This is a genomic window from Nitratiruptor sp. SB155-2, assembly GCF_000010325.1.
Classification (GTDB): Bacteria; Campylobacterota; Campylobacteria; order Campylobacterales; family Nitratiruptoraceae; genus Nitratiruptor.
The window spans coordinates 583,820-603,338 of sequence record NC_009662.1; the positions used below are offsets into that span (position 1 = coordinate 583,820).

Annotated in this window: 20 protein-coding genes; 6 read left to right on the forward strand and 14 right to left on the reverse strand. The window is 38.7% G+C overall.

From position 1 onward, the window contains the following. The first annotated feature begins 33 nt into the window (after nt 1–33). Genes pstC through pstB form a run of 3 tightly spaced genes read left to right on the forward strand, consistent with a single transcriptional unit; the run spans nt 34 to nt 2,503 of the window. Nucleotides 34–894, forward strand: a complete 861-nt coding sequence (pstC, locus tag NIS_RS03215) for a phosphate ABC transporter permease subunit PstC (RefSeq protein WP_012081961.1) — start codon at nt 34–36, stop codon at nt 892–894. Then, on the forward strand, nt 891–1,718 hold the full coding sequence (pstA, locus tag NIS_RS03220) for a phosphate ABC transporter permease PstA (protein ID WP_012081962.1): 828 nt from the start codon (nt 891–893) through the stop codon (nt 1,716–1,718). The genes pstC and pstA overlap by 4 nt, the downstream gene beginning before the upstream one ends. Beyond that, entirely contained in the window at nt 1,718–2,503 is a 786-nt protein-coding gene (pstB, locus tag NIS_RS03225) for a phosphate ABC transporter ATP-binding protein PstB (RefSeq protein WP_012081963.1), read from the forward strand. The genes pstA and pstB overlap by 1 nt, the downstream gene beginning before the upstream one ends. Here the strand turns inward: pstB and NIS_RS03230 are convergent. Genes NIS_RS03230 through NIS_RS03275 form a run of 10 tightly spaced genes read right to left on the reverse strand, consistent with a single transcriptional unit; the run spans nt 2,484 to nt 11,588 of the window. Then, the gene (locus NIS_RS03230; RefSeq protein ID WP_041353996.1) at nt 2,484–2,831 is read right to left on the reverse strand and encodes a hypothetical protein; all 348 of its coding nucleotides are present in this window, start codon (nt 2,829–2,831) and stop codon (nt 2,484–2,486) included. The two genes, pstB and NIS_RS03230, sit on opposite strands and share 20 nt — an antisense overlap. Beyond that, complete coding sequence (locus NIS_RS03235; protein ID WP_012081964.1) at nt 2,831–3,628, reverse strand: DUF58 domain-containing protein; 798 nt, start codon at nt 3,626–3,628, stop codon at nt 2,831–2,833. Before NIS_RS03235 ends, NIS_RS03230 begins: the two co-directional genes overlap by 1 nt. Then, nucleotides 3,625–4,539: an AAA family ATPase gene (locus NIS_RS03240; RefSeq protein WP_012081965.1), complete on the reverse strand. Its 915-nt coding sequence runs from the start codon at nt 4,537–4,539 to the stop codon at nt 3,625–3,627. The genes NIS_RS03235 and NIS_RS03240 overlap by 4 nt, the downstream gene beginning before the upstream one ends. Beyond that, a complete protein-coding gene (locus tag NIS_RS03245; RefSeq protein ID WP_012081966.1) occupies nt 4,536–5,612 on the reverse strand; it encodes a BatD family protein in 1,077 nt (358 codons plus the stop codon). Before NIS_RS03245 ends, NIS_RS03240 begins: the two co-directional genes overlap by 4 nt. Further along, nucleotides 5,593–7,086 carry a VWA domain-containing protein gene (locus NIS_RS03250; RefSeq protein ID WP_012081967.1) on the reverse strand — a complete coding sequence of 498 codons (1,494 nt, stop codon included), beginning with the start codon at nt 7,084–7,086 and terminating at the stop codon, nt 5,593–5,595. The genes NIS_RS03245 and NIS_RS03250 overlap by 20 nt, the downstream gene beginning before the upstream one ends. Continuing rightward, on the reverse strand, nt 7,083–7,952 hold the full coding sequence (locus NIS_RS03255; RefSeq protein WP_012081968.1) for a vWA domain-containing protein: 870 nt from the start codon (nt 7,950–7,952) through the stop codon (nt 7,083–7,085). The genes NIS_RS03250 and NIS_RS03255 overlap by 4 nt, the downstream gene beginning before the upstream one ends. Next, nucleotides 7,949–8,404, reverse strand: a complete 456-nt coding sequence (locus tag NIS_RS03260; RefSeq protein WP_012081969.1) for a phosphatidylglycerophosphatase A family protein — start codon at nt 8,402–8,404, stop codon at nt 7,949–7,951. Before NIS_RS03260 ends, NIS_RS03255 begins: the two co-directional genes overlap by 4 nt. Nucleotides 8,405–8,411: 7 nt before the next feature. After that, nucleotides 8,412–9,602: a sulfate adenylyltransferase gene (locus tag NIS_RS03265; RefSeq protein ID WP_012081970.1), complete on the reverse strand. Its 1,191-nt coding sequence runs from the start codon at nt 9,600–9,602 to the stop codon at nt 8,412–8,414. Further along, complete coding sequence (locus NIS_RS03270; protein WP_012081971.1) at nt 9,580–10,470, reverse strand: response regulator; 891 nt, start codon at nt 10,468–10,470, stop codon at nt 9,580–9,582. Before NIS_RS03270 ends, NIS_RS03265 begins: the two co-directional genes overlap by 23 nt. Beyond that, nucleotides 10,467–11,588 (reverse strand): bifunctional 2-C-methyl-D-erythritol 4-phosphate cytidylyltransferase/2-C-methyl-D-erythritol 2,4-cyclodiphosphate synthase, encoded by a 1,122-nt coding sequence (locus tag NIS_RS03275; protein WP_012081972.1) that lies wholly within the window; start codon nt 11,586–11,588, stop codon nt 10,467–10,469. The genes NIS_RS03270 and NIS_RS03275 overlap by 4 nt, the downstream gene beginning before the upstream one ends. A 116-nt stretch (nt 11,589–11,704) precedes the next feature. Between NIS_RS03275 and thiC the strand changes: the two genes are divergently transcribed. The 3 genes from thiC (at nt 11,705) to NIS_RS03290 (ending at nt 15,332) form a co-directional block, all read left to right on the forward strand. After that, nucleotides 11,705–13,039 carry a phosphomethylpyrimidine synthase ThiC gene (gene thiC / locus NIS_RS03280; protein WP_012081973.1) on the forward strand — a complete coding sequence of 445 codons (1,335 nt, stop codon included), beginning with the start codon at nt 11,705–11,707 and terminating at the stop codon, nt 13,037–13,039. A 271-nt stretch (nt 13,040–13,310) separates the two neighbouring features. Continuing rightward, nucleotides 13,311–14,474: an Mrp/NBP35 family ATP-binding protein gene (locus NIS_RS03285; protein WP_012081974.1), complete on the forward strand. Its 1,164-nt coding sequence runs from the start codon at nt 13,311–13,313 to the stop codon at nt 14,472–14,474. A 51-nt stretch (nt 14,475–14,525) separates the two neighbouring features. Further along, nucleotides 14,526–15,332, forward strand: a complete 807-nt coding sequence (locus NIS_RS03290) for a ParA family protein (RefSeq protein ID WP_012081975.1) — start codon at nt 14,526–14,528, stop codon at nt 15,330–15,332. Here NIS_RS03290 and NIS_RS09975 read toward each other — a convergent pair. Genes NIS_RS09975 through NIS_RS03310 form a run of 4 tightly spaced genes read right to left on the reverse strand, consistent with a single transcriptional unit; the run spans nt 15,329 to nt 19,511 of the window. Next, entirely contained in the window at nt 15,329–16,759 is a 1,431-nt protein-coding gene (locus NIS_RS09975; protein ID WP_012081976.1) for a methyl-accepting chemotaxis protein, read from the reverse strand. The genes NIS_RS03290 and NIS_RS09975 overlap by 4 nt on opposite strands. A gap of 38 nt (nt 16,760–16,797) precedes the next feature. Continuing rightward, nucleotides 16,798–18,135, reverse strand: a complete 1,338-nt coding sequence (locus tag NIS_RS10435) for a methyl-accepting chemotaxis protein (protein ID WP_012081977.1) — start codon at nt 18,133–18,135, stop codon at nt 16,798–16,800. Between the two features lie 9 nt (nt 18,136–18,144). Then, a complete protein-coding gene (locus tag NIS_RS03305) occupies nt 18,145–18,543 on the reverse strand; it encodes a chemotaxis response regulator CheY (RefSeq protein ID WP_012081978.1) in 399 nt (132 codons plus the stop codon). An 8-nt stretch (nt 18,544–18,551) separates the two neighbouring features. Then, entirely contained in the window at nt 18,552–19,511 is a 960-nt protein-coding gene (locus NIS_RS03310) for a chemotaxis protein (RefSeq protein WP_012081979.1), read from the reverse strand. Nucleotides 19,512–19,519: the final 8 nt, after the last annotated feature.

A 19,519-nucleotide genomic window follows, 5' to 3' on the forward strand; every position in this document is an offset into this window, starting at 1 on the left:
ATAATCTTCGCAAAAACATAGGAGCATCTCCACATGAGAAAAGCCCTCGATTTTCTTTTTAAACATATAGCGCTGATATCGGCAGTCTCCGTTTTGATAGTGCTTGTCGCAATTTTTGCAATTTTGTTGAAAGAAGCGCTTCCTGCAATCAATGCTTTTGGCTGGAAGTTTTTGATCAATACAAGATGGGCGCCAAACATGGAGATTTTTGGAGGACTTCCTGCGATCTATGGCTCCATAATGTCCACGCTCATCGCTATGCTCATCGCTACACCGATGGCTATAGGGGTAGCTATATTTTTGACAGAGATCGCTCATGCGAAACTGAAAGGCCCTATAGGAACGGCAATTGAGATGCTTGCTGCTATTCCTTCCATTATCTATGGTATGTGGGGTCTCTTTTTCTTTGCACCTTATATCAGGGAGTGGTTTGGTGGCAATGGTCTTGGATTACTAACGGCTGGTATAGTACTTGCTATTATGATCTTGCCGTTTATGGCTGCAATCACCAGAGACAGTATGAATACAACGCCAGATGTTTTGAAAGAGTCAGCCTACGCTTTGGGTGCTACAAAGTGGGATGTGGTCAAAGATGTGGTGATTCCTTTTGCAAAAGCCGGAATCATTGGATCCATCATCCTGGCCCTTGGACGTGCCATTGGTGAAACGATGGCAGTGACATTTGTTATGGGGAATGCACACAAAATCCCAAAACATTTGACCGATCCGGCAACCAGTATACCTGTGACATTGGCAAATGAGTTTACAGAAGCAGACAGCGATCTGTACTATTCAAGCCTCTTTTACCTTGCTCTCATTTTATTCGTTATCAGTTTCATTGTGATCGCTTTTGCGAAGTTCTACTTTCTTAGAAAATTAAGGGCTGTAAAATGAGAAAAAGAAAAATAATCAATGTTATTATTATGTCCTTATCGACAATAGCCGCTCTTATAGGTCTCTTTTTCCTCTTTTGGATTTTATGGGTTCTGTTTAGTAAAGGGTTGGATGCAATGAGCATCAAAATTTTCACCCTTGATACGGCTCCTCCAGGGCGTGAAGGGGGACTGAGAAATGCTCTTGTGGGGCAATTGATTCTAGTTGGTGTGGCTTCTTTGATCGGTATTCCTCTTGGTATCATGGCTGGGACATATTTGAGTGAATATGGTGGGAACTCCAAATTTTCCAACTTTTTAAGAGACATTAGTGATATTATGATGAGTGCTCCTTCTATCGTTATTGGCGCTTTTGTTTATGCAATACTAGTAGCCCCTGTAGGACATTTTAGTGGTTGGGCAGGTGCTGTGGCCCTGGCCATCATGATGATTCCGATAGTATTAAGAACGACAGATGATATGCTTTCCCTCGTTTCCAAACAGCTACGAGAAGCTGCCTATGCCCTGGGAGCTCCAAAATATAAAGTGATTATGCAAGTGGTCTATCGGGGGGCAAAAGTTGGTATGCTTACAGGGATTTTACTCTCCATTGCAAGGATTGCAGGTGAGACGGCTCCACTTCTTTTTACATCCTTCAATAACAATTTCTATACGACGAATTTAGATGAAGCCATGGCTTCTTTGACTGTTACAATGTTTAATTTTGCGACGAGTCCATATGATGATTGGATCAAGCTTGGATGGGCCGCAGCATTTATTTTAGGTGCTTTTGTGCTTTTTGTGAATATAATAGGCCGAATGATTATCAAGAAAAAGGTTAAGTAATGGCAGTGTTGTGTGAAGTGAAAGAGCCAAAAGAGATTGAGATTAAAAATTTTAGCTTCTATTATAAAGGAAGCGATAGACCGGCACTTAAAAATATTACACTTCCAGTTGCAAAAAACAGAGTGACAGCGCTTATAGGTCCTAGCGGATGTGGGAAATCGACACTTCTCAGAAGCCTCAATCGTATTCATGATCTCTATCCGGGAAATCGGTATGAAGGTGAAGTTCTTTTTGAAGGAAGAAATATTCTGGAAAAAAAGATTGACCTCATTGCACTTCGTATCAAAATAGGGATGATTTTTCAAAAACCGACCCCTTTTCCTATGAGTATTTTTGATAATGTCGCTTATGGACTGAGGCTTCAAGGGATTAAAAACAAAACTGAACTAAAGGATAGAGTGGAAGAGGCTTTAAAGGGTGCTGCTTTGTGGGATGAGGTGAAAGATAGACTCAAAGATGATGCCAATGCCCTCTCAGGTGGGCAGCAGCAGCGTCTCTGTATTGCACGAGCGGTGGCAGTGAAGCCAAAAGTGTTGCTTTTTGACGAACCGACCAGTGCACTCGACCCTATCAGTACCCAAGCGATTGAGGAGTTGGTGATCGAGCTCAAAGATCAGATGACCATAGTTATCGTAACTCACAACATGCAGCAAGCTGCAAGGATTAGCGACTATACAGCCTTCATGTATATGGGAGAGCTTATAGAGCTCGGTATTACAGAAGATTTCTTTATCAATCCAAAAGTGAAGCTCTCCGAAGAGTACATCACTGGGAAATTTGGCTAAATTTCCCTCTTCCCGGTGATTTGTTTTTTTGTAACTCCTTATAGAGTCTTTTCATCTTTTGAACAAGCTTCTTAGGGATTTGAGGAGCTTGAGGATTATATTTGTACGCTGCGATCTCTTCTAAGACTTCTTGAACTCTTCTATCATTTGGTGCCAACTCTTGTAAAGCGATACTCAGTTCATAGATATCTTTTGGGGGCTTGGATATGCTCTTTTTCTTTTTTTTCTTGACAATGGCAGCTACAAAAAGTGTAGGAATAATAAGGAGGGCAATAACTATGGTTGCCATGAGAAGATGGTGAAACTTTGGCAAAGGCAGTAGATCCATTATCGACTCCCGAAAAAGAGTTGCAGTTTTGTGAAGATATCTTCATCCTCATAAATTGTGAGCATATCGCATCCTTGTTTTTTTAGTTGCATCAAATGTTCTTGTTGGAGAGTATCTGTTTTTTTAATGTATGTATCGATGGTTTTAGGAGTGAGTTTTACGCTCTTTTCATTAAGGTTTTGGGTATCTTTGAGAATAGCTTCTTTAGAGAAGTGTTTCGCTCTGTTTGCAAATGCGATGACAACCACTTCATGTTTGGTAGGAAGAAGTTTCAAAGAGATTGGATCTAAAAAGTCGCCAAGTAGAATGATGAGATGCTTTTGATCCAATCGGTAAAAAAGTTGATCTATATTGAAAGTGACGGATTTCCCTATGATGGATTCTTTCGAAAAAGTCAAAAACAGTTTTTCCAACTCATATTCATTTGAAATACGCAATAGATCTGCTTTATTATCGATTGAAACCCATGTGAGATTGTCTTTTGAGGCTAATGCAGAAAATCCTACAAGCACAACTGCTTCAAGGAGCATTTCCCATTTAAGTCTCGAAAATCCAAAATAGAGTGACCCACTAAGAAGCGGAATGATTGTAATGTTTCGCATATGCTCCTCTTGATAGAGTTTCATATAGGCTTCACCACTCTTGGCATAGGCAATCCAATCGATCTTTTTTGCGTCACTGACATAGTCATATTCCGTTAGTTCTACAAAATCAAATCCCTCTCCTATGCTAGCACTAAAGATTCCATGTTGGTGGGCGTAGACTGCCTTTTTTGCTTTTATGATGAGCTGTTTCATGGAATAGGTACTTCTTTGATGATGGATTCTATCACCATATCGGCACTTTTCCCTTCCGCTCGTGCTTCATAGCTTAGAATAATCCTATGGCGTAGGGTCGGCTTTATAATATCGAGGATATCTTTAGGTGTGACGAAGTCGCGTCCATTTTTAAAAGCAACAGCTTTTGAGGCTTTTAATAGATCGATACTGCCTCTAGGGCTGCTTCCGAACATGGTGTCCGGGTGATCCCTCGTGGCTTGGATGATCTGGACAATATAGCTTTTTAGGGCCTTTTCGATATGGATAGACTCCACTTGCTCTTTCGCTTTTTGGAGCTCTTCACTTGAAAGGACTTTTTCGACCCGTACCTCATTTTTCTTTTCAAACCGTTCCAATATTTCAAGCTCTTCTTGGGGAGTGTTGTATCCAAGCTCTATTTTGAACATAAAGCGATCCAGTTGCGCTTCGGGAAGCCGGTATGTTCCCTCTTGTTCTATCGGGTTTTGGGTTGCCATCACTACAAAAGGAAATGGAAGTTGAAAACTTTTTTCAGCGATCGTGACTTGTCTTTCTTGCATCGCTTCAAGTAGAGCCGATTGCACCTTTGCCGGAGCTCTGTTTATCTCGTCTGCTAAAAGGAGGTTCGTAAAAATTGGACCATGTTTTATCGTAAAATCACCCGTTTTTGGATTGAATATTTGTGCTCCAGTTATATCGCTTGGCAAAAGATCGGGTGTGAATTGTACCCGTTTTGAATCGATACCAAGAGCCTGCGCAAGGGTTTTGATAGTAGTCGTTTTGGCAAGCCCCGGTAAACCCTCCAACAATACATGACCTTCGCACAGAAGTGCCAAGATGATGGCATCCACCATCTCCTCTTGACCGACGATCACTTTTTGGATTTGGGATTTGATAGATTGAAAAATCATCGCATTTCCTTTAGGATTTTTTTCTTGATTTTCGATAATGACACTTTCTTGTTACGACTTATCGCAGCATTGAGAAGCTCTTTTTCCTCTTCAAAGCCCGGAAGGGGTGCTAAAATCTGCAAAAGATTTCTTTCATCTTTGGCTAAAAGGATTTCAAATCGTTTTTGATAGCGTCTTTTAAAGATAACAAAAAGAAGTAGCCCAGTGAGAAGTCCGGCAAAAAAGATAAAAATATAGGTAAGAATCTTTTTGAAAGTATGAAAAACTGGCTCTATTTTCGGAGGATTATTGGTCGTATCTGGCTGAATAGGAGTTTTTTTGACTGTGATATGATATTTGGGAGTTGAAACTCTCTGGAGTGATCGGTAATCAAACATTTTAAGATCCAAAGGCTCTATATCAAAATCGCGTTTTTCAATGAGTGCATATGAAATTTCATACCGAACATGTGCTCCATCCGGTGCAAATTCTACGGTATGTTGAGGCTTGTCTTGCAAGATCTTGACTTTTGGATCGGTTTGCAGCTGAATGGGTGGAATGTGATCAAAACCGACTCCGGTAATTTTCAGAGTTGCATAGACTGGCTCATACGCTTTGGCTTTGGTTTTGTCAAGTTGTAAATGGATGCGAAAATCGCCATAGAGATCGGCTTTCGGTGTCTTTTTGACAACAATGTGTAGTGGTTTGATATCGTATGATGTTATTTTGCCTTCAATTATTTTGGTCTGCTCATATCCTGTCCCTAAAATATCGGTTTGTATTTCTTGTTTGGAGGCTCTTTTGACTTTGAGCTCCACTGGAAGCTGCAAGTTCCCCTCTTTGAGAGGGAAAATGAGATACTCGTTTTCGTATCCGAAGCTAGGAGAGCTTTTTTTAAGCAGAATCACTTTGAAGTCTTTTGTCGCTTTTGGAGCGAATTTCACCCATAAAATAGTCTCTTTGTTTTTTGCGAAATAGGTGAGTTTCAAATGGATAGGCTCTTTGACGAACGCTTCATTTTTATTGATAGTGATATTGTAATCGCCCGCAAGAAGGGCGATACAAAAGAGGAGACTACCAAGGATTTTTTTCATGGATATATCCTTTGTTGATCAAATCATAGAGTCTTGAGCCAAGTGGCATGCTGCTTCCTTTAGTAGTGACACTTTGGCTCTTTTGTTTCGTTTTCTTTCCTCCACGGCTCGAACTTGCAAGACCTGCTGTTTGGAGATTGCTGCTTCCAGCACTCTTGCCTTTGTCGTTTTTGCTATGCTCTTTTTTGATGATACGCTTTTTTGAAAAAGGAAGAAGCAGTTTTTTGGGCCTTTTTTTCAAGGCCAAATCTTCTATTTTTTTGATCAAATCTTTATTTGGTTTGAATTGAGCCGCCAAAACGTAATACTCCAAAGCTACATCATATTTTCTCATTTTTTCATAACATACTCCAAGGGCTTCATAGATTCTAGCCTTGAGCGCCACATCTGTTGTTTTGATGGATTTGAGGATATTTGCAGCTTTTCTATATTTTCCAAGTTTCATCAAAGCCATAGCCTCAGCATAGCGTGCTTCTATATAGGGGAGGTTGTGGAAGTATGCGATGCTTTTTTGATACTCTGTATTGTAATAGGCTTCGTATCCTTTTTGCAGTTTCCATTCATCCAGCAAGGATGCATGCATTGGAAGTGAAAATGCAATCATAAGAGGGATGAAGGAGCGAATTTTCTCAAATATTGTCGTATAAATGTATAGAATGAGTAGCGTTGCAATGAGAAGTGGAATAAAAAAGAGTTCGACTCTCTCCATCTTCTGGGTTTTAGTGACTTTTGTCTCTATGTTATTTAAAATATCTAGGTATTGATCGTATGGATAGACAAAGTCAACGTATTGATTGATATCTTCATTGAGTCTTGTTACAACCAGTTTGCCATCATGTTTGAGGAATCCTTCAGATGTTGGGATGAGTGCTCCCTCTTTGGTGGCGATTTGAACGAAATGCAGTCGTATATTTTTTGGTTTATGGAGGATTTTTTCTTCTCCGCCATCACTGAAAAGCGCCAGATCGATACTTCCTTGAAACACAGAGACAAAATCGAGGAGCTTTTGGATATTGGTGGATTTTGTCATGATATTTTTGGGATCGATGCTGTGCAAGGCTTGTAAAAGAATTGCCTTATCCGTTGTTGGAGGTGCAATGATAAGAGGATTTGAAGTAAATACAATAAGAGCGATTTTGTGATTCGTTTTTTGGATCAGTTCTTCTATAGCCCTTTTCGCGTACGTGAGTCTGTTTGGTTTGATATCTTGAGCCATCATACTTGCCGACATATCCAGGGCGATAAAAAGAGGTTGTAGGGAAGTGGAACTCGTTTTTGGTTTGAGTAGTACAGGTCTTGCCAATGCGATAAAAAGAAAAATGAGAACGATAGGTAATAGCTTTATTTTATTGCTGCTTTGGGTAATGATAAGCTCTTTTGGCAAAGGAACGCTCTCTCTCTTTTCGCGGATCAACCAAAAAAGAAGGAGCGTTGGAATGATGAGAAAAAGCCAATGCCAAGCTGCAAAACTCATCGATAGCTCCTGTAAAGCTGCATGCCAAGAAGCAGCAGTGCTGCAATTAGAAAATAGGTAAAAAGGTACCGTTTGTTTTCATAACTTCCGCTTCTAATAGGACTTGGCTCAAGCTTGTTGAGTTCACTGAAGATTGATTGTAGATCCTCTTCACTTTTTGCATAGAAAAATTTTCCGCCACTTTCCTTTGCGATCTGCTCTAAAAGATGTTTGTCCGCGTCCCCAAGACCAATCGTATAGATTTTGATACCTAGCTTCTTTGCTTTCTCTACCGCTTGTCGAGGCGATATGGAGCCGCTGTTGTGATGACCGTCAGTTATGAGGATGAGGACCTTTTGTTTTGCAGTATCGGCTTGCAACGCCTTGATGCCTTGCCACAACCCTTCGCCAATGGCGGTATTGTTGCCGGCAATGGAGGGTTCCAGGTAGTTTATCAAAAAATCAAGAGCCTTTGTATCGTATGTAAGAGGAGCGGCAATGTAGGCGAAGGAGCCAAAGATGACGATACCGATATTGTCATCAAAGCGTTTATGGAAAAAGTTTTGCGCCATCGATTTGACCACTTCAAATTTGCTCTTTTCATCATAGAGGCTCTCCTCCATCGACCCACTTGCATCCAGAGCCAAAACAAGATCTCTTCCTTTCCGATCATCCAGTTTGATAGAGGAGTAGAGAAACGGATTGGATAGAGCTATGACAAAGAGAAGGAATGTAAGAAGCGGTAGAAAAGTGAATCGGATCTGAAACCGTGGAAACAGATTGGTTTTTGCAAAGTAGATTTTGAGATGTTCTCTCTTGCACTGAATAAAACATACAACAAGTGGCAACAGGGTTAAGAACCAAGGATACTCAAATGCGATATTCATAGAAGTTTTTCCACTCCGACATATATGAGTCCTGTCAAAAGTCCAGCCAAAAGACCTGCCAAGAGGTCATCTGCCATAACGCCTAAACCTCCTGGCATGCGATCCAATTTTTTGATATAGGAGGGTTTTGTGATATCGAAAAACCGAAAGAGTACAAATGCTACTGCTAGCCAAATGAGATGTGTACTTGGCAAGATAGAGTAGGAAAGCCAGATGCCTGCGATTTCATCGATAACGATAGATGGATCGTCATGAGTGTTTGTTTCTTGTTCGTATAGATTGATCTCTTTGATGGCGACGATTGTTACAAGAATAACCAGTAAAAAGAGGCTGGATTGGGGTAAGAAATGCAAAAAAAGTCCACCGAGCAAAGCGCCAAAAAGTGTTCCCCACGTTCCCGGGGCTTTTGGGAGGGTTCCTGTATAGCATCCTGTGAGAAAAAAGCGTCTCATCTGTCTCCTATGTCAAAGAGGTTGTCTGATAGAGTTTCATCAGTTGAATATAGAAATCTTTTTCAGTATGTTTTTCCAAAATGCCACTGTTTGGGATGAGGTCTGCATACAGTTTTTCAAGATTTTTAAAGCGTTTTGGAAAAAGTTCACTGAGCAGTATCGCACTGATCTCCTTTCGTACCAAAACAGCAGGGGGAAGTAGCCCCAGTTTTAAAAGTTCCAAGATAGAATCAGCATGGTAAGAGATATGGTGGTGACTTCCATGTGGACAGGTTTCTGTGCTGACCAATGTTTTACATTTGTCACAGTAGACGAATTCATTGACCATCTCTATTTGAATATTGATACCTTTGAGATTGTCAAAAACACTTTTTAAACTGTTTTTGTCGTAATACAGCCCCAATCCTGCATGGTTTTTCCCTACGACCAAGCGGGTGCATCCAAAGTTTTGCGCTACAATGGCATCGAGAATAAGTTCATTGAAACCTGCAAAAATATAGGTGTTTTCCAGTGGAACGGTGATGACTCTATTTTTCGGAAGATAGTTTTTGACAAAATAGTCCACTGTTTTGTATCGTAATTCATAAGAGAATTGATCATTGACATAGGGCTTCAATAAAAAAAGAACCACAAGATCACTATGCTCAAGAGTGGATCGAATAAGCCTTTCATGGGCCCTATGCAATGGTTTGGCTGCAAGCATGATGGCGCTTACCTCTTTTGCCTTGAGCTCCTTTTTGCGTTTTGCAATCTCCTCTTTTGCTTTTTTGACGTCTTCAAACTCCACGTGAAAGGTACCAGAGACCGCATAGTTTCCAAGTCGCTTCAAAGTTGCTTCGATTCCTGGATGTGAAATATCCGCCGTACCGTAAATATTTTTAAGCCTCTCAATGGGATCGATGGGGAAAACCTCTTCTACGTCTATTGAGCCTACATGTTTGCCATTGCTGATAAGGTCTACATGTTCCCCCGATTTGAGCGAACGAAGAATCTCTTCATTTTTTTTTCCACTGGGTGCGAGTAGGAAGGAGAAAGGAAACGACTTGCCTTTGTACTCTTTTGTAGAATCGACCTCTTGCGCCTCTTTTTGGTTCATCAGCTTGTCAACTGGGTGCAAAAGGCCCTCTTGTACCATTGCCAGCGTCGATACTGCCTCTTGATCAATAAATAAAGATCTATTTTTTCTTGAAGATTTCATACTTTTTCCTTTTTTCCCAAAGGCTTTTACGTGAAATTCCCAACTTTTTCGAGATGGTAGTGTCAGGAAATTTGTACTGATAGTTGATGATGATATATTTGACATATTCATCGATCGTCATGATGTCATTTCTATCGAACACCTTGTTGTCGCTTTTGAGTTCTATCTGCTTAAAAGGGATCTCCTCTGACTCTTTTTCGGTCGAGGATATGATTGCTCGTTTATTTGCTATTATCTCCAAAAATTGTATTTTTTCACTTTTTTTCAGGTTTTGAAAATCTGTAATATAGAGAAGTTGTGTAGGATCTTCACTTTTGATTTGGTTGATAGCTCCTTTGTCGTTGAGAGTATAGTAGACGAACGGTTCATCGACCATATCAGCATAGGCAAAGGCATACGCATCTGCATATCGCTGATAATTTGTCGTTATGAAAAGTGGCAAAGGATCTTTTATCGATATATTGTCGATAGAGAACCCTCTGAAACTATTTTTGAGATATTGCCTATAGGTTCTATTCTCTTTTACAAGCCTTTCATGTTCAATAAAATGTCTTATTTTGCGTATAAGCTCTTCAATCATAAAAGGTTTGAGAATATAGTCGTTTGCCCCGGCTTTTAATGGATCGGATACAGTATCTTGGGAGATGTAAGAGACTAAAAGGATAATGATCTTGTCTTTGTACGCTTCGATGACTGGATAGAAATCTTGTCCATTGATATTGGTCGAAAGGAGAACAATGTCAAAATTTTGTTCTTGCAATGCATCTTTGATACTAGCTGCCGTTTCACAGGTAAATCCAATTTCAGAGAGTTTTGTAGCGATACTTTGGGCTAGATAGATTTCGTTTTCTACGATAAGTACTTTCATATTTCACTCCAGTCAAAATAGTGTAGTGTGGCTGTCGCCATCGCGGCGATGCCTTCGTTTCTTCCTACAAATCCAAGATGTTCCGTTGTTGTTGCTTTAAGATTGATCAAATGATAAGGAATTTGTAAAAGATCATGGAGACTCTCTTTCATTTTCTCTTTAAACGGACCGATTTTCGGATTTTGTGCAACGATGGTGAGATCGACATGTTCTATTACAAAACCGCATGCTCGCAGCAGCCGAACCGTTTCGCAAAGCAGTTTTTTCGAGTCGATATCTTTGTACGTCTCATCGCTGTCAGGAAAAAGCTCTCCGATATCACCAAAACCGGCTGCTCCAAGGAGTGCATCGATGAGGGCATGAATGGCCACATCTGCGTCCGAATGGCCTGCAAGGCCTTTGTCGTAAGGGATTTCTATTCCACATAGATAGAGTTTTCTATCTTCACAAAAAGCGTGTACATCCAAGCCGTTTCCTATACGTTTCGTGGCTGAAGGCTTTTGTAGACAGTTTAAGAGTTTCATATCTTCTTTATAAGTAAGCTTGTGTTGCTTTCTATTGCCTAGAATATAGAAGACCTTTTCTCCCAATGCTTGAATAGCGCTACTTTCATCGGTAAACTCTTTTCCTTGGGTAAGGGCTTTACGCAATATATCCGTACTTGAGAGTTGTGGTGTCTGGATAAGCTTCACTTCGTTTCTGTCTATTGTTTCATTTTTATACACAACGGTATCTGCAGGTTGTATATATGGAACGATACATGCAGCTTTCGATCTATTGTCTATTATCTTTTGGACAACCTCTTTTTGAATACATGGCCGAGCGATATCAGAAACGAGTACATAAGGCGTCTTGACCATTTCAAGAGCATTGAGCAAAGACTGCTGTCTTGTATCGGCTCCTTTTACTATGGTGTGGTGACAAAATTTCTTATAAAATGGAATCTCTTTTGGATGGGCAGTTATGACAACATCGTGAAAGGGGAACATATCTGTGAATCTGTTCGTAACATAGAGCCACAGCGGCTCATTGCCGCACCAAAGCCACTGTTTTTTGACATCGAGACCAAATCTACTTGAATTTCCAGCACCAAGTAACACCAGTGTCAAATCGGACAAAGATTATCCTTTTTTCTTAATTGTTACGAAATTATACATTACGAAAGCTTTTTTTTATCTTTTTTCAGTAATATTTTGGAAATTCCCCTGTTTATTTAAGGGATGAAGGAGTTGTGATGAGAAAAGAGTGGGTTGAAAAACGAAAAAAAGATAGTGTTCGTACACAGATGTATTATGCAAGACAAGGTATTGTCACTGAAGAGATGGAGTATGTTGCAAAAGTCGAAGGACTCGATCCGGAGCTCATCCGAAAAGAGGTGGCACGAGGTCGAATGATCATTCCAGCAAATATCAATCATCTGCATCAAAAGCCGATGGCGATAGGAATCGCAGCAAAGTGTAAAATCAATGCGAATATCGGAAGCTCTGCTTTGGCCAGTGATGCGGCAGGGGAAGTTGAAAAGGTAAAAGTGTGCCAAAAGTACGGTGCCGACACGATTATGGATCTCTCCACGGGAGGCGATCTTGATGCGATACGAGAAGAGGTGATCAAGCATGCGGAAGTTCCCATAGGAACAGTTCCCATCTATCAGATTTTGCATGATTGCAACAATAAAATAGAAGATTTGACTATTGACAAGATGCTAGAAGTGATTGAACGCCAAGCACAGCAAGGGGTGAGCTATTTTACGATCCATGCGGGATTTTTGCTTCGATTCATGCCTTTAGTTGCCAAAAGGAAAATGGGGATCGTTTCTAGGGGCGGTAGTTTGATGGCTGCATGGATGATGCATTACCATAAAGAGAATCCATTCTATACAGCTTTTGACGATATTTTGGATATTTGTCGAAAATATGACGTGAGTCTCTCGTTGGGAGACAGTCTCAGACCTGGTTGCTTGGCTGATGCGAGTGACGATGCACAGCTTGAGGAGTTGAAAGTTTTGGGAGAACTCACTCTCAAAGCATGGGATAAAGATGTGCAGGTAATGATAGAGGGACCTGGACATGTTCCGATGAATCAGATTGAGCGAAATATCAAAATTGAGCGTGACTACTGTCATGAAGCGCCATTTTATGTTTTAGGACCTCTTGTTACAGATATTGCCGCCGGATATGATCATCTCGCAAGTGCCATAGGCGCTGCAATGGCTGGATGGTATGGAGCGAGTATGCTTTGCTATGTCACACCAAAAGAGCATTTGGGTCTTCCGAATGCCGAGGATGTGAGAGAGGGAATAGTTGCATACAAAATTGCGGCCCATGCAGCGGATATTGCCAGAGGAAGAAAAGGGGCACGTGATGTGGATGATGCTATGAGTGATGCAAGATATAAATTTGACTGGAATAAGCAGTTCGAATTGGCACTCGATCCGGATCGAGCGAGAGAGTATCACGATGAGACATTGCCGCAAGATGTTTTTAAAGAAGCGGAATTTTGTTCCATGTGTGGACCAAAGTTTTGTAGCTACAAAATTACACAAGATATCCTCGAAAAACATGGAGCATAGGCGAGAGCCTAGCTCTATTCTTCATTCGATACCTTAGAAACAATCGAATACTACTTAAATGAATGGAATTTCTATTAAAAATCGCAAGCACCTCTAAAATGTCGAAAATTTTGTTTGATTGTTATTTTCTTGAGGTCTCGAATCCGCTCATCAATGACTAATCACCAAACCTAATATCCGGTGTCTCATATCATTTCATTAATTTCTTCTATCATAAAAATTTAATCTTAAATAGGATAAAATCTATCCGAATTGAAAAAAAGGAGCTGCAATGCTAAATGAAGCAAAAGTACAGGAGGTTTTATCCACTGTAACATACCCCGGTTTTACGAAAGATATAGTTACTTTTGGATTTGTCAAAGGAATCGAAGTCAATGGGGATAGAGTTGCCGTTGAACTTGATATCACATCCAGTGCACCAGAAGTCGCCCAACAGCTTCGAGATGAAATCACCAAAAAGCTCGAACTTGAAGGTGCAAAAGAGGTGATTGTCAATATCAAGCAACCAAAAATGCCAAGAGAGACATCTAGTAGAGGAAAGAACCTTGCTCCTCAAGTGAAGAATTTCGTCATGATCAGTAGCGGTAAAGGTGGAGTTGGAAAATCGACGACAACTGTGAACCTGGCAATCGCTACTGCAATGCAGGGAAAAAAAGTGGGTATTTTGGACGCAGATATCTATGGTCCGAATGTTCCACGGATGATGGGTATTCTTGGGGTTCAGCCAGAAGTCGTCGGCAATAAAGTGAAGCCAATCGAGACGAAATATGGCGTGGAAGTGATGAGTATGGGCGTTCTTATGGAAGAGGGTCAATCACTCATCTGGCGAGGAGCCATGATCATGAAAGCGATCGAGCAGTTTTTGAGAGACATTTTGTGGAGTGATCTGGATGTGCTTTTTATCGACATGCCTCCAGGAACGGGTGATGCACAGTTGACACTAGCGCAAAGCGTACCCGTTACAGCAGGTGTCACTGTTACTACGCCACAGATGGTGAGCCTCGATGATAGTAGAAGAAGTCTCGACATGTTTAAAAAACTCCATATTCCGATTGCTGGAATAGTAGAAAATATGAGTGGTTTCATCTGTCCAAACTGTAGCACGGAAAGTGACATATTTGGGAAAGGAACGGCCCACGATGTAGCGTTAGAATATGGCACCAGTGTGCTTGGGGAGATTCCGATCGAGCCGGCAATCAGAGAAGGTGGGGACGAGGGTAAACCTGTCGTTTTTTTCCATCCAGAGAGTGAAACAGCAAAACGGTACCATCAAGCAGCGAATAAACTATGGCACTTTATCGAAAAAGTGAATGAAGAGGGCGGTGCAAGCAATGAAATGATCCAGCCAACAACCCCTCCAGGAGTTAGCGCATGTTCAACTGCAGGGTATGATGCAGGGAATCAAGGCGGTGGAGGCTGTGGCTGTTCTCACTAATGCATATGAACCCTCTTTTGGTATAATAAACAAAAACCTCTAGAGGGTCTCATGCAGCAGCACTATAAAATCGCCGTCATCAATACAAAAGGGGGAGTTGGGAAAAGTACGATCAGTATGCAGCTTCTCGCCCCCTTTTTGTATGAAAAGCAGGGCTCGGCAATCTCGTTTTTTGAATTTGACGATGAGAATGAAGACAGCCTCTCCTTTGATAAGAGTAAAATAGTTTGGCTTGAAAAGGTTAGAATCTCCGGACAAGATCTTCGTGATACGCTTCGTGATATCCTTTTGATGGATACAAGTATTATTATGGATGTGGGAGCAAATAAAACAGCGGTTTATGTTTTAGAGGCTTTGATTGATAGTGGTATGATCTATGCCTTGGATGCAGTGGTTATTCCATTGATGGATGGAGAACTTGACGCAACCAGCGCTATCAACATTTATCAAAAAGTTAAAAATGCACACAGTGAAATAAAAACGATTTTCGCTCTGAATAGATGGAACGAAAACAGAGAAGTAGAGTCACAATTTGATATTTTTTTGGGCGATAAGTATGGATTTTTCGATACGAAAGGTGTTATCAATTATATCAGTGAAAAAGATAGAAACTATCTTGTGCTTGCCGATAGTGACGCTATAAAATATTCCAGAGCATTTGGGATAACATTATGGGAGATGGCCCAACAAGATATTGATGTTGATCAAGAGCTTAAAGAGGCTATAACCAATGGTGCTACGAAAGAGGTTATCAAACGTCTTAGCTTTAAAAAATCGTTAAAGAGTGATTGTGAAAAGTATCATGACAGAATTTTACAAAAAGCTTTTGAGGAGTTGGAAAAAATTCTAACTCCTTAAAATTTGAAATATCTCTTTTTTGTTTTATTTATTTTTTGAATAGTGATATTTGTTATGTTAAAGATGGTGACATTTTCTTCCGATGCATCATATAGTGAGTTCTCAAGATTGATAATTTCTGTTTTTGCACGCTCTATAAGATGAAGCATTTGTGAAAAAATGATGTGAAACCCTCCTTCTTCTTTTTCAGTATGGGCCGACTCGATCATACCGTTGATATGTATAAAATCGAGTCTGTTTACTAAAACATTGAGTTCATCCAGGTTATAAATAATTGTACGTAGCATGTTTTTAGATTTAAACATACCATTTTGTAAACTATTGGTGTAAAGATCAATTAGTTTAAAAAGCTCGTTAATATTTGACATTGTCTCATGCTTGACTGATTCTTCAATTTTCTTTTTGGAATAGTTTTTAATAATTTCTACAATAAAATACGAAATCATCTCAATAGTAAGTTTTAATGTTAGAATATTGAAACCGATTTCTTGAATATCTTTATTTGCATCCGCAATAAGTGTATTGATTTCTAAAACTTTTCTCTCACTATTTTCAGCATTTTTTCTCATCTCATGTGATAGAGTAGAAAATGAAACTCCTTCTTTTTTAACCTTATAACTTTCTATGGAGGCATTAAGAGAGAGCAATCTAATATCTTCAGCTAATGAAAAAATAAAATTGGATTTTTCTTCTAATATGCTATTTAGATCAAGAAAAATGTTTACTTTCCCAAATATATCATTGAAATAACGGTTTATTCTATAAAAAACCGTTTGCAGTTCACAAAGTTGATCAATGTATTCTAAATTTTCTTCTAAAATACTTTCGATATCGATTTGGCAAATTTGTTTTTTTACACTTTTTTCATTGAGAATATTTTCTCTGCTTTGTACTTCTTCAAAAAAAATTCTTCTTGCATAATCGTTATAAGATTCAAAGCCTAGCTCTCGAATTTTTTTTAGTAGTACTTCATATGCTTTATTCACATTTTCTTTGATTTCAACCTCTAGTAGCTCTTTATATAAATCAGGGATGGCTTTAAAATATTTTGATGTTGGTTTTAACCGTATAGAGATAAATTTTTCGATCTCTCCATTTTCGTTTAAAATAGGGTAGACAGCAGCGAGAACCCAATAGTATGAACCATCTTTTGCCATATTTTTAACATAGCCAATAAACGGTTCTTTGGATTTTATTGTGTCCCAAAGAGCCTTAAAGATTACTCTAGGCATGTCTGGGTGTCGAACGATGTTGTGTGGTTTTCCAATAAGTTCTTCTTTTGAAAATTTCGAAACATGAACGAAAACATCATTGCTTGTAAGGATAATCCCTTTTGGGTCAGTTATGGAAAAAAAGAGTTCATCTATATTAAAAGGGGATTCTAAATTTTTTGGTTGGATACCTCTCTTATTATATTTATAGTGCATGGTCTATCCTGATATTTTTTTAATTTTTCATCAAAGTTTTATTGAGAAGCTAATTTTTCTTTTTCTAAAGACACAATGATTGTGTAAAGTTTACTTAGTTTTTTCACCAATTCCCCTGAAACTTCTGCAAGTTCATTAAAACTCTGAAATACATCGTCTTTTTTATTTTCTTTCGTTAATCTTTGAATTTCGTGTGCAATATTGTGTACTTTTTTATGATCTTCTTCCAAATCTTCAAACATAGCTATGACCTCTGGGCCATATTTTTTTATGTCATTGAAAGAATCATTAGAATAGAACCATTTTCCAAAACGGCATGAAGTATAATCGGTAAGTTTGACATCTTCGTATCCTTCTGCTAATTTTGCAGTATCTACAATATATATGGAATGGTCTTTAATTGCTGCTAATATTTTAGTAGCTGCATCATATGGGTCTACTTGAGCACAATTTTCAAATCCCTCACTTAGTTGGTCAGTGGCAGCTAGAATATTGAGACCTGTAGCATTTGCAAGTTTTTGTACTTCTTTCAATTCATTATTGAGTTTGTTTATCTCGTCACTAAAAGTATAAATATTTTCTTTTTGTTTTTTTGTAAATTCGATTTGATTGAAGATTAAGTCAGTAACTTTATTACTCTCTTTTTTTATTTTTGAAAAGGACTTCAATACGTCACTAGCGCCTTCTGCACTATCTTCAACAATTGATTTTGCATTATTGACGACTTGTAATGTGTTATCCATTTCATCCATCACTGAGACAGTCACTTCTCGAATTTCACCAGCACTTTTACTTGTTTTTTCAGCCAGTTTTCGAACTTCATCGGCAACGACAGCAAATCCTCGTCCAACTTCTCCAGCACGTGCCGCTTCAATTGCAGCATTAAGTGCCAATAAGTTTGTCTGTTCGGTGATTTCAAGAATAACGTTGAGAACATGATCGATTCCACTAATTTTTCGTTTAAGTTCTTCAGTTGTTTTTGTTAAATTATCCATTGCTTTAACAGAATCTAAAATGTCTGCATTGGTTTTATTGAGAATTGACTCACCTTCCTCAATATAACTATTTGTTTCATTTTGTGTTTTTTCTATTTCATGAATACTTTCCATGATAATATCTGTCGTTTTTAGGCTTTCTTTGCTTGTTTTGGTGATTTTATCAAAAGACTCTTGAAAAATATTGAATCTGTTTTTAAATCTAAAAATTCCTGTTTTTACAAGCGCAGCATCAAAAAGACCGATTCCTAATTTTATTCCACTGTCATACCATATTATTTTCTCATGTTTAATTCTCTCTTTAAGTTCCTTTTGACATGTTTGAAGTTCTTCTTGGCATTTGTTTTTATCACCATTGTTTTTTAACTCTTTTTTATCCATTGCATGCTCCTATTTTTTGTTTTTTTGTGTGAAAATGGCACTGATTTTCTCTTTTAAAACTTTAGGTGTAAAGGGCTTTACGATATAGTTGTTAACACCACTTTTGAGCGCTAATATAATATTTTCTTTTTTTGCCTCAGCAGTAACCATTAGAATTGGAAGATGTTTCAATTTTGGATCTTTTCTAATTTCTTGAACAAGTTCTATTCCTGTCATATTTGGCATATTCCAATCTGTTATTACAAATTGATAATTTCCACTTCTTAATTTTTGTAATGCCACCTGACCGTCTTCTGCTTCATCCACATTTTCATAACCCATCTCTTTAAGAGCATTTTTGAGGATTCGGCGGATTGTTGGTGCATCATCGACTACTAAAATTTTTATGTTTTTATTTGGTAATGCCATTTATCCTCCTATTTTTTTATCGCATATTCGTGTACTATGTGCAGTAGATCTTTTGTATCAAATTTTACAAGATGTGCATCTGCATTAACAAATTTTGTTTTATCAACTGTCGCTTTATCTGAAAGGGATGTATTTATAACGACAGGAATTTTTGATAGTATTGGATCTTCTTTTACTTTTCTGGTAAAAGTTAACCCATCCATTCCTGGCATTTCAATATCACTTATGATGAGTTGGACTTTGTCTGTAATGTCTTTGCCCTCTCTTTGGGCTTCTTCTGTAAGTTCGTGCAAGATTTGCAAACCTTCTATTCCACTTTGTGCTTCCATCACCAAATGACCATCTTTTTCCAAAATATTTCGTATGATTCTTCTTGCAACTGGACTATCATCAAGTATTAAAATTTTATAACGTTGTCCTGTTTTGTTGTAAGCCGCTTCTTCTTCGATATGAAAAACTTTGATCATCCCAAGTTCATCTAATATACCTTCAAAGTCAAGTAATAAAAGAAGTTGACCATTTTCTATTTCTATAACCCCAACCACCTTGCCGCCAAGTTTTTCATCAATGCTTGAAGGTGGTTTTTTGATATCCGTCCATTTAATTCGTCGTATTCGTCTTGCTTCATGGACCAAAATTCCAATAATTTCACGTAAAAACTCCATGACAATGACATATTTGTTCTCTTTGTTTTGAGGAGCTTTAATTTTCATCCATTTTTGTAAATTAACAATAGGAATTACTTCATCTCTAATTTTCGCAAGCCCCTCCACTTCTGAAGGAGAACCCGGAGATTTGAAAATATTATCAGGTCTTTGTATTACCTCTTTTACTTTTGCAACATTTACACCAAGAACCCATTCATAAATGGAGCCATCTTCAAGCTCTTCATACATCCTAAAATCGATAATCTCTAGTTCATTGGCACCTGTTTCAAGTATTTTTGGCATATAATCATTCTTTTTCATCCCGGCCT

Bases quoted from the DNA above. Each gene is read 5' to 3' on its own strand.
- pstC (WP_012081961.1), top strand. From the start codon at position 34: ATGAGAAAAGCCCTCGATTTTCTTTTTAAACATATAGCGCTGATATCG.
- pstA (WP_012081962.1), top strand. From the start codon at position 891: ATGAGAAAAAGAAAAATAATCAATGTTATTATTATGTCCTTATCGACA.
- pstB (WP_012081963.1), top strand. From the start codon at position 1,718: ATGGCAGTGTTGTGTGAAGTGAAAGAGCCAAAAGAGATTGAGATTAAA.
- NIS_RS03230 (WP_041353996.1), bottom strand. From the start codon at position 2,831: ATGGATCTACTGCCTTTGCCAAAGTTTCACCATCTTCTCATGGCAACC.
- NIS_RS03235 (WP_012081964.1), bottom strand. From the start codon at position 3,628: ATGAAACAGCTCATCATAAAAGCAAAAAAGGCAGTCTACGCCCACCAA.
- NIS_RS03240 (WP_012081965.1), bottom strand. From the start codon at position 4,539: ATGATTTTTCAATCTATCAAATCCCAAATCCAAAAAGTGATCGTCGGT.
- NIS_RS03245 (WP_012081966.1), bottom strand. From the start codon at position 5,612: ATGAAAAAAATCCTTGGTAGTCTCCTCTTTTGTATCGCCCTTCTTGCG.
- NIS_RS03250 (WP_012081967.1), bottom strand. From the start codon at position 7,086: ATGAGTTTTGCAGCTTGGCATTGGCTTTTTCTCATCATTCCAACGCTC.
- NIS_RS03255 (WP_012081968.1), bottom strand. From the start codon at position 7,952: ATGAATATCGCATTTGAGTATCCTTGGTTCTTAACCCTGTTGCCACTT.
- NIS_RS03260 (WP_012081969.1), bottom strand. From the start codon at position 8,404: ATGAGACGCTTTTTTCTCACAGGATGCTATACAGGAACCCTCCCAAAA.
- NIS_RS03265 (WP_012081970.1), bottom strand. From the start codon at position 9,602: ATGAAATCTTCAAGAAAAAATAGATCTTTATTTATTGATCAAGAGGCA.
- NIS_RS03270 (WP_012081971.1), bottom strand. From the start codon at position 10,470: ATGAAAGTACTTATCGTAGAAAACGAAATCTATCTAGCCCAAAGTATC.
- thiC (WP_012081973.1), top strand. From the start codon at position 11,705: ATGAGAAAAGAGTGGGTTGAAAAACGAAAAAAAGATAGTGTTCGTACA.
- NIS_RS03285 (WP_012081974.1), top strand. From the start codon at position 13,311: ATGCTAAATGAAGCAAAAGTACAGGAGGTTTTATCCACTGTAACATAC.
- NIS_RS03290 (WP_012081975.1), top strand. From the start codon at position 14,526: ATGCAGCAGCACTATAAAATCGCCGTCATCAATACAAAAGGGGGAGTT.
- NIS_RS09975 (WP_012081976.1), bottom strand. From the start codon at position 16,759: ATGCACTATAAATATAATAAGAGAGGTATCCAACCAAAAAATTTAGAA.
- NIS_RS10435 (WP_012081977.1), bottom strand. From the start codon at position 18,135: ATGGATAAAAAAGAGTTAAAAAACAATGGTGATAAAAACAAATGCCAA.
- NIS_RS03305 (WP_012081978.1), bottom strand. From the start codon at position 18,543: ATGGCATTACCAAATAAAAACATAAAAATTTTAGTAGTCGATGATGCA.
- NIS_RS03310 (WP_012081979.1), bottom strand. From the start codon at position 19,511: ATGAAAAAGAATGATTATATGCCAAAAATACTTGAAACAGGTGCCAAT.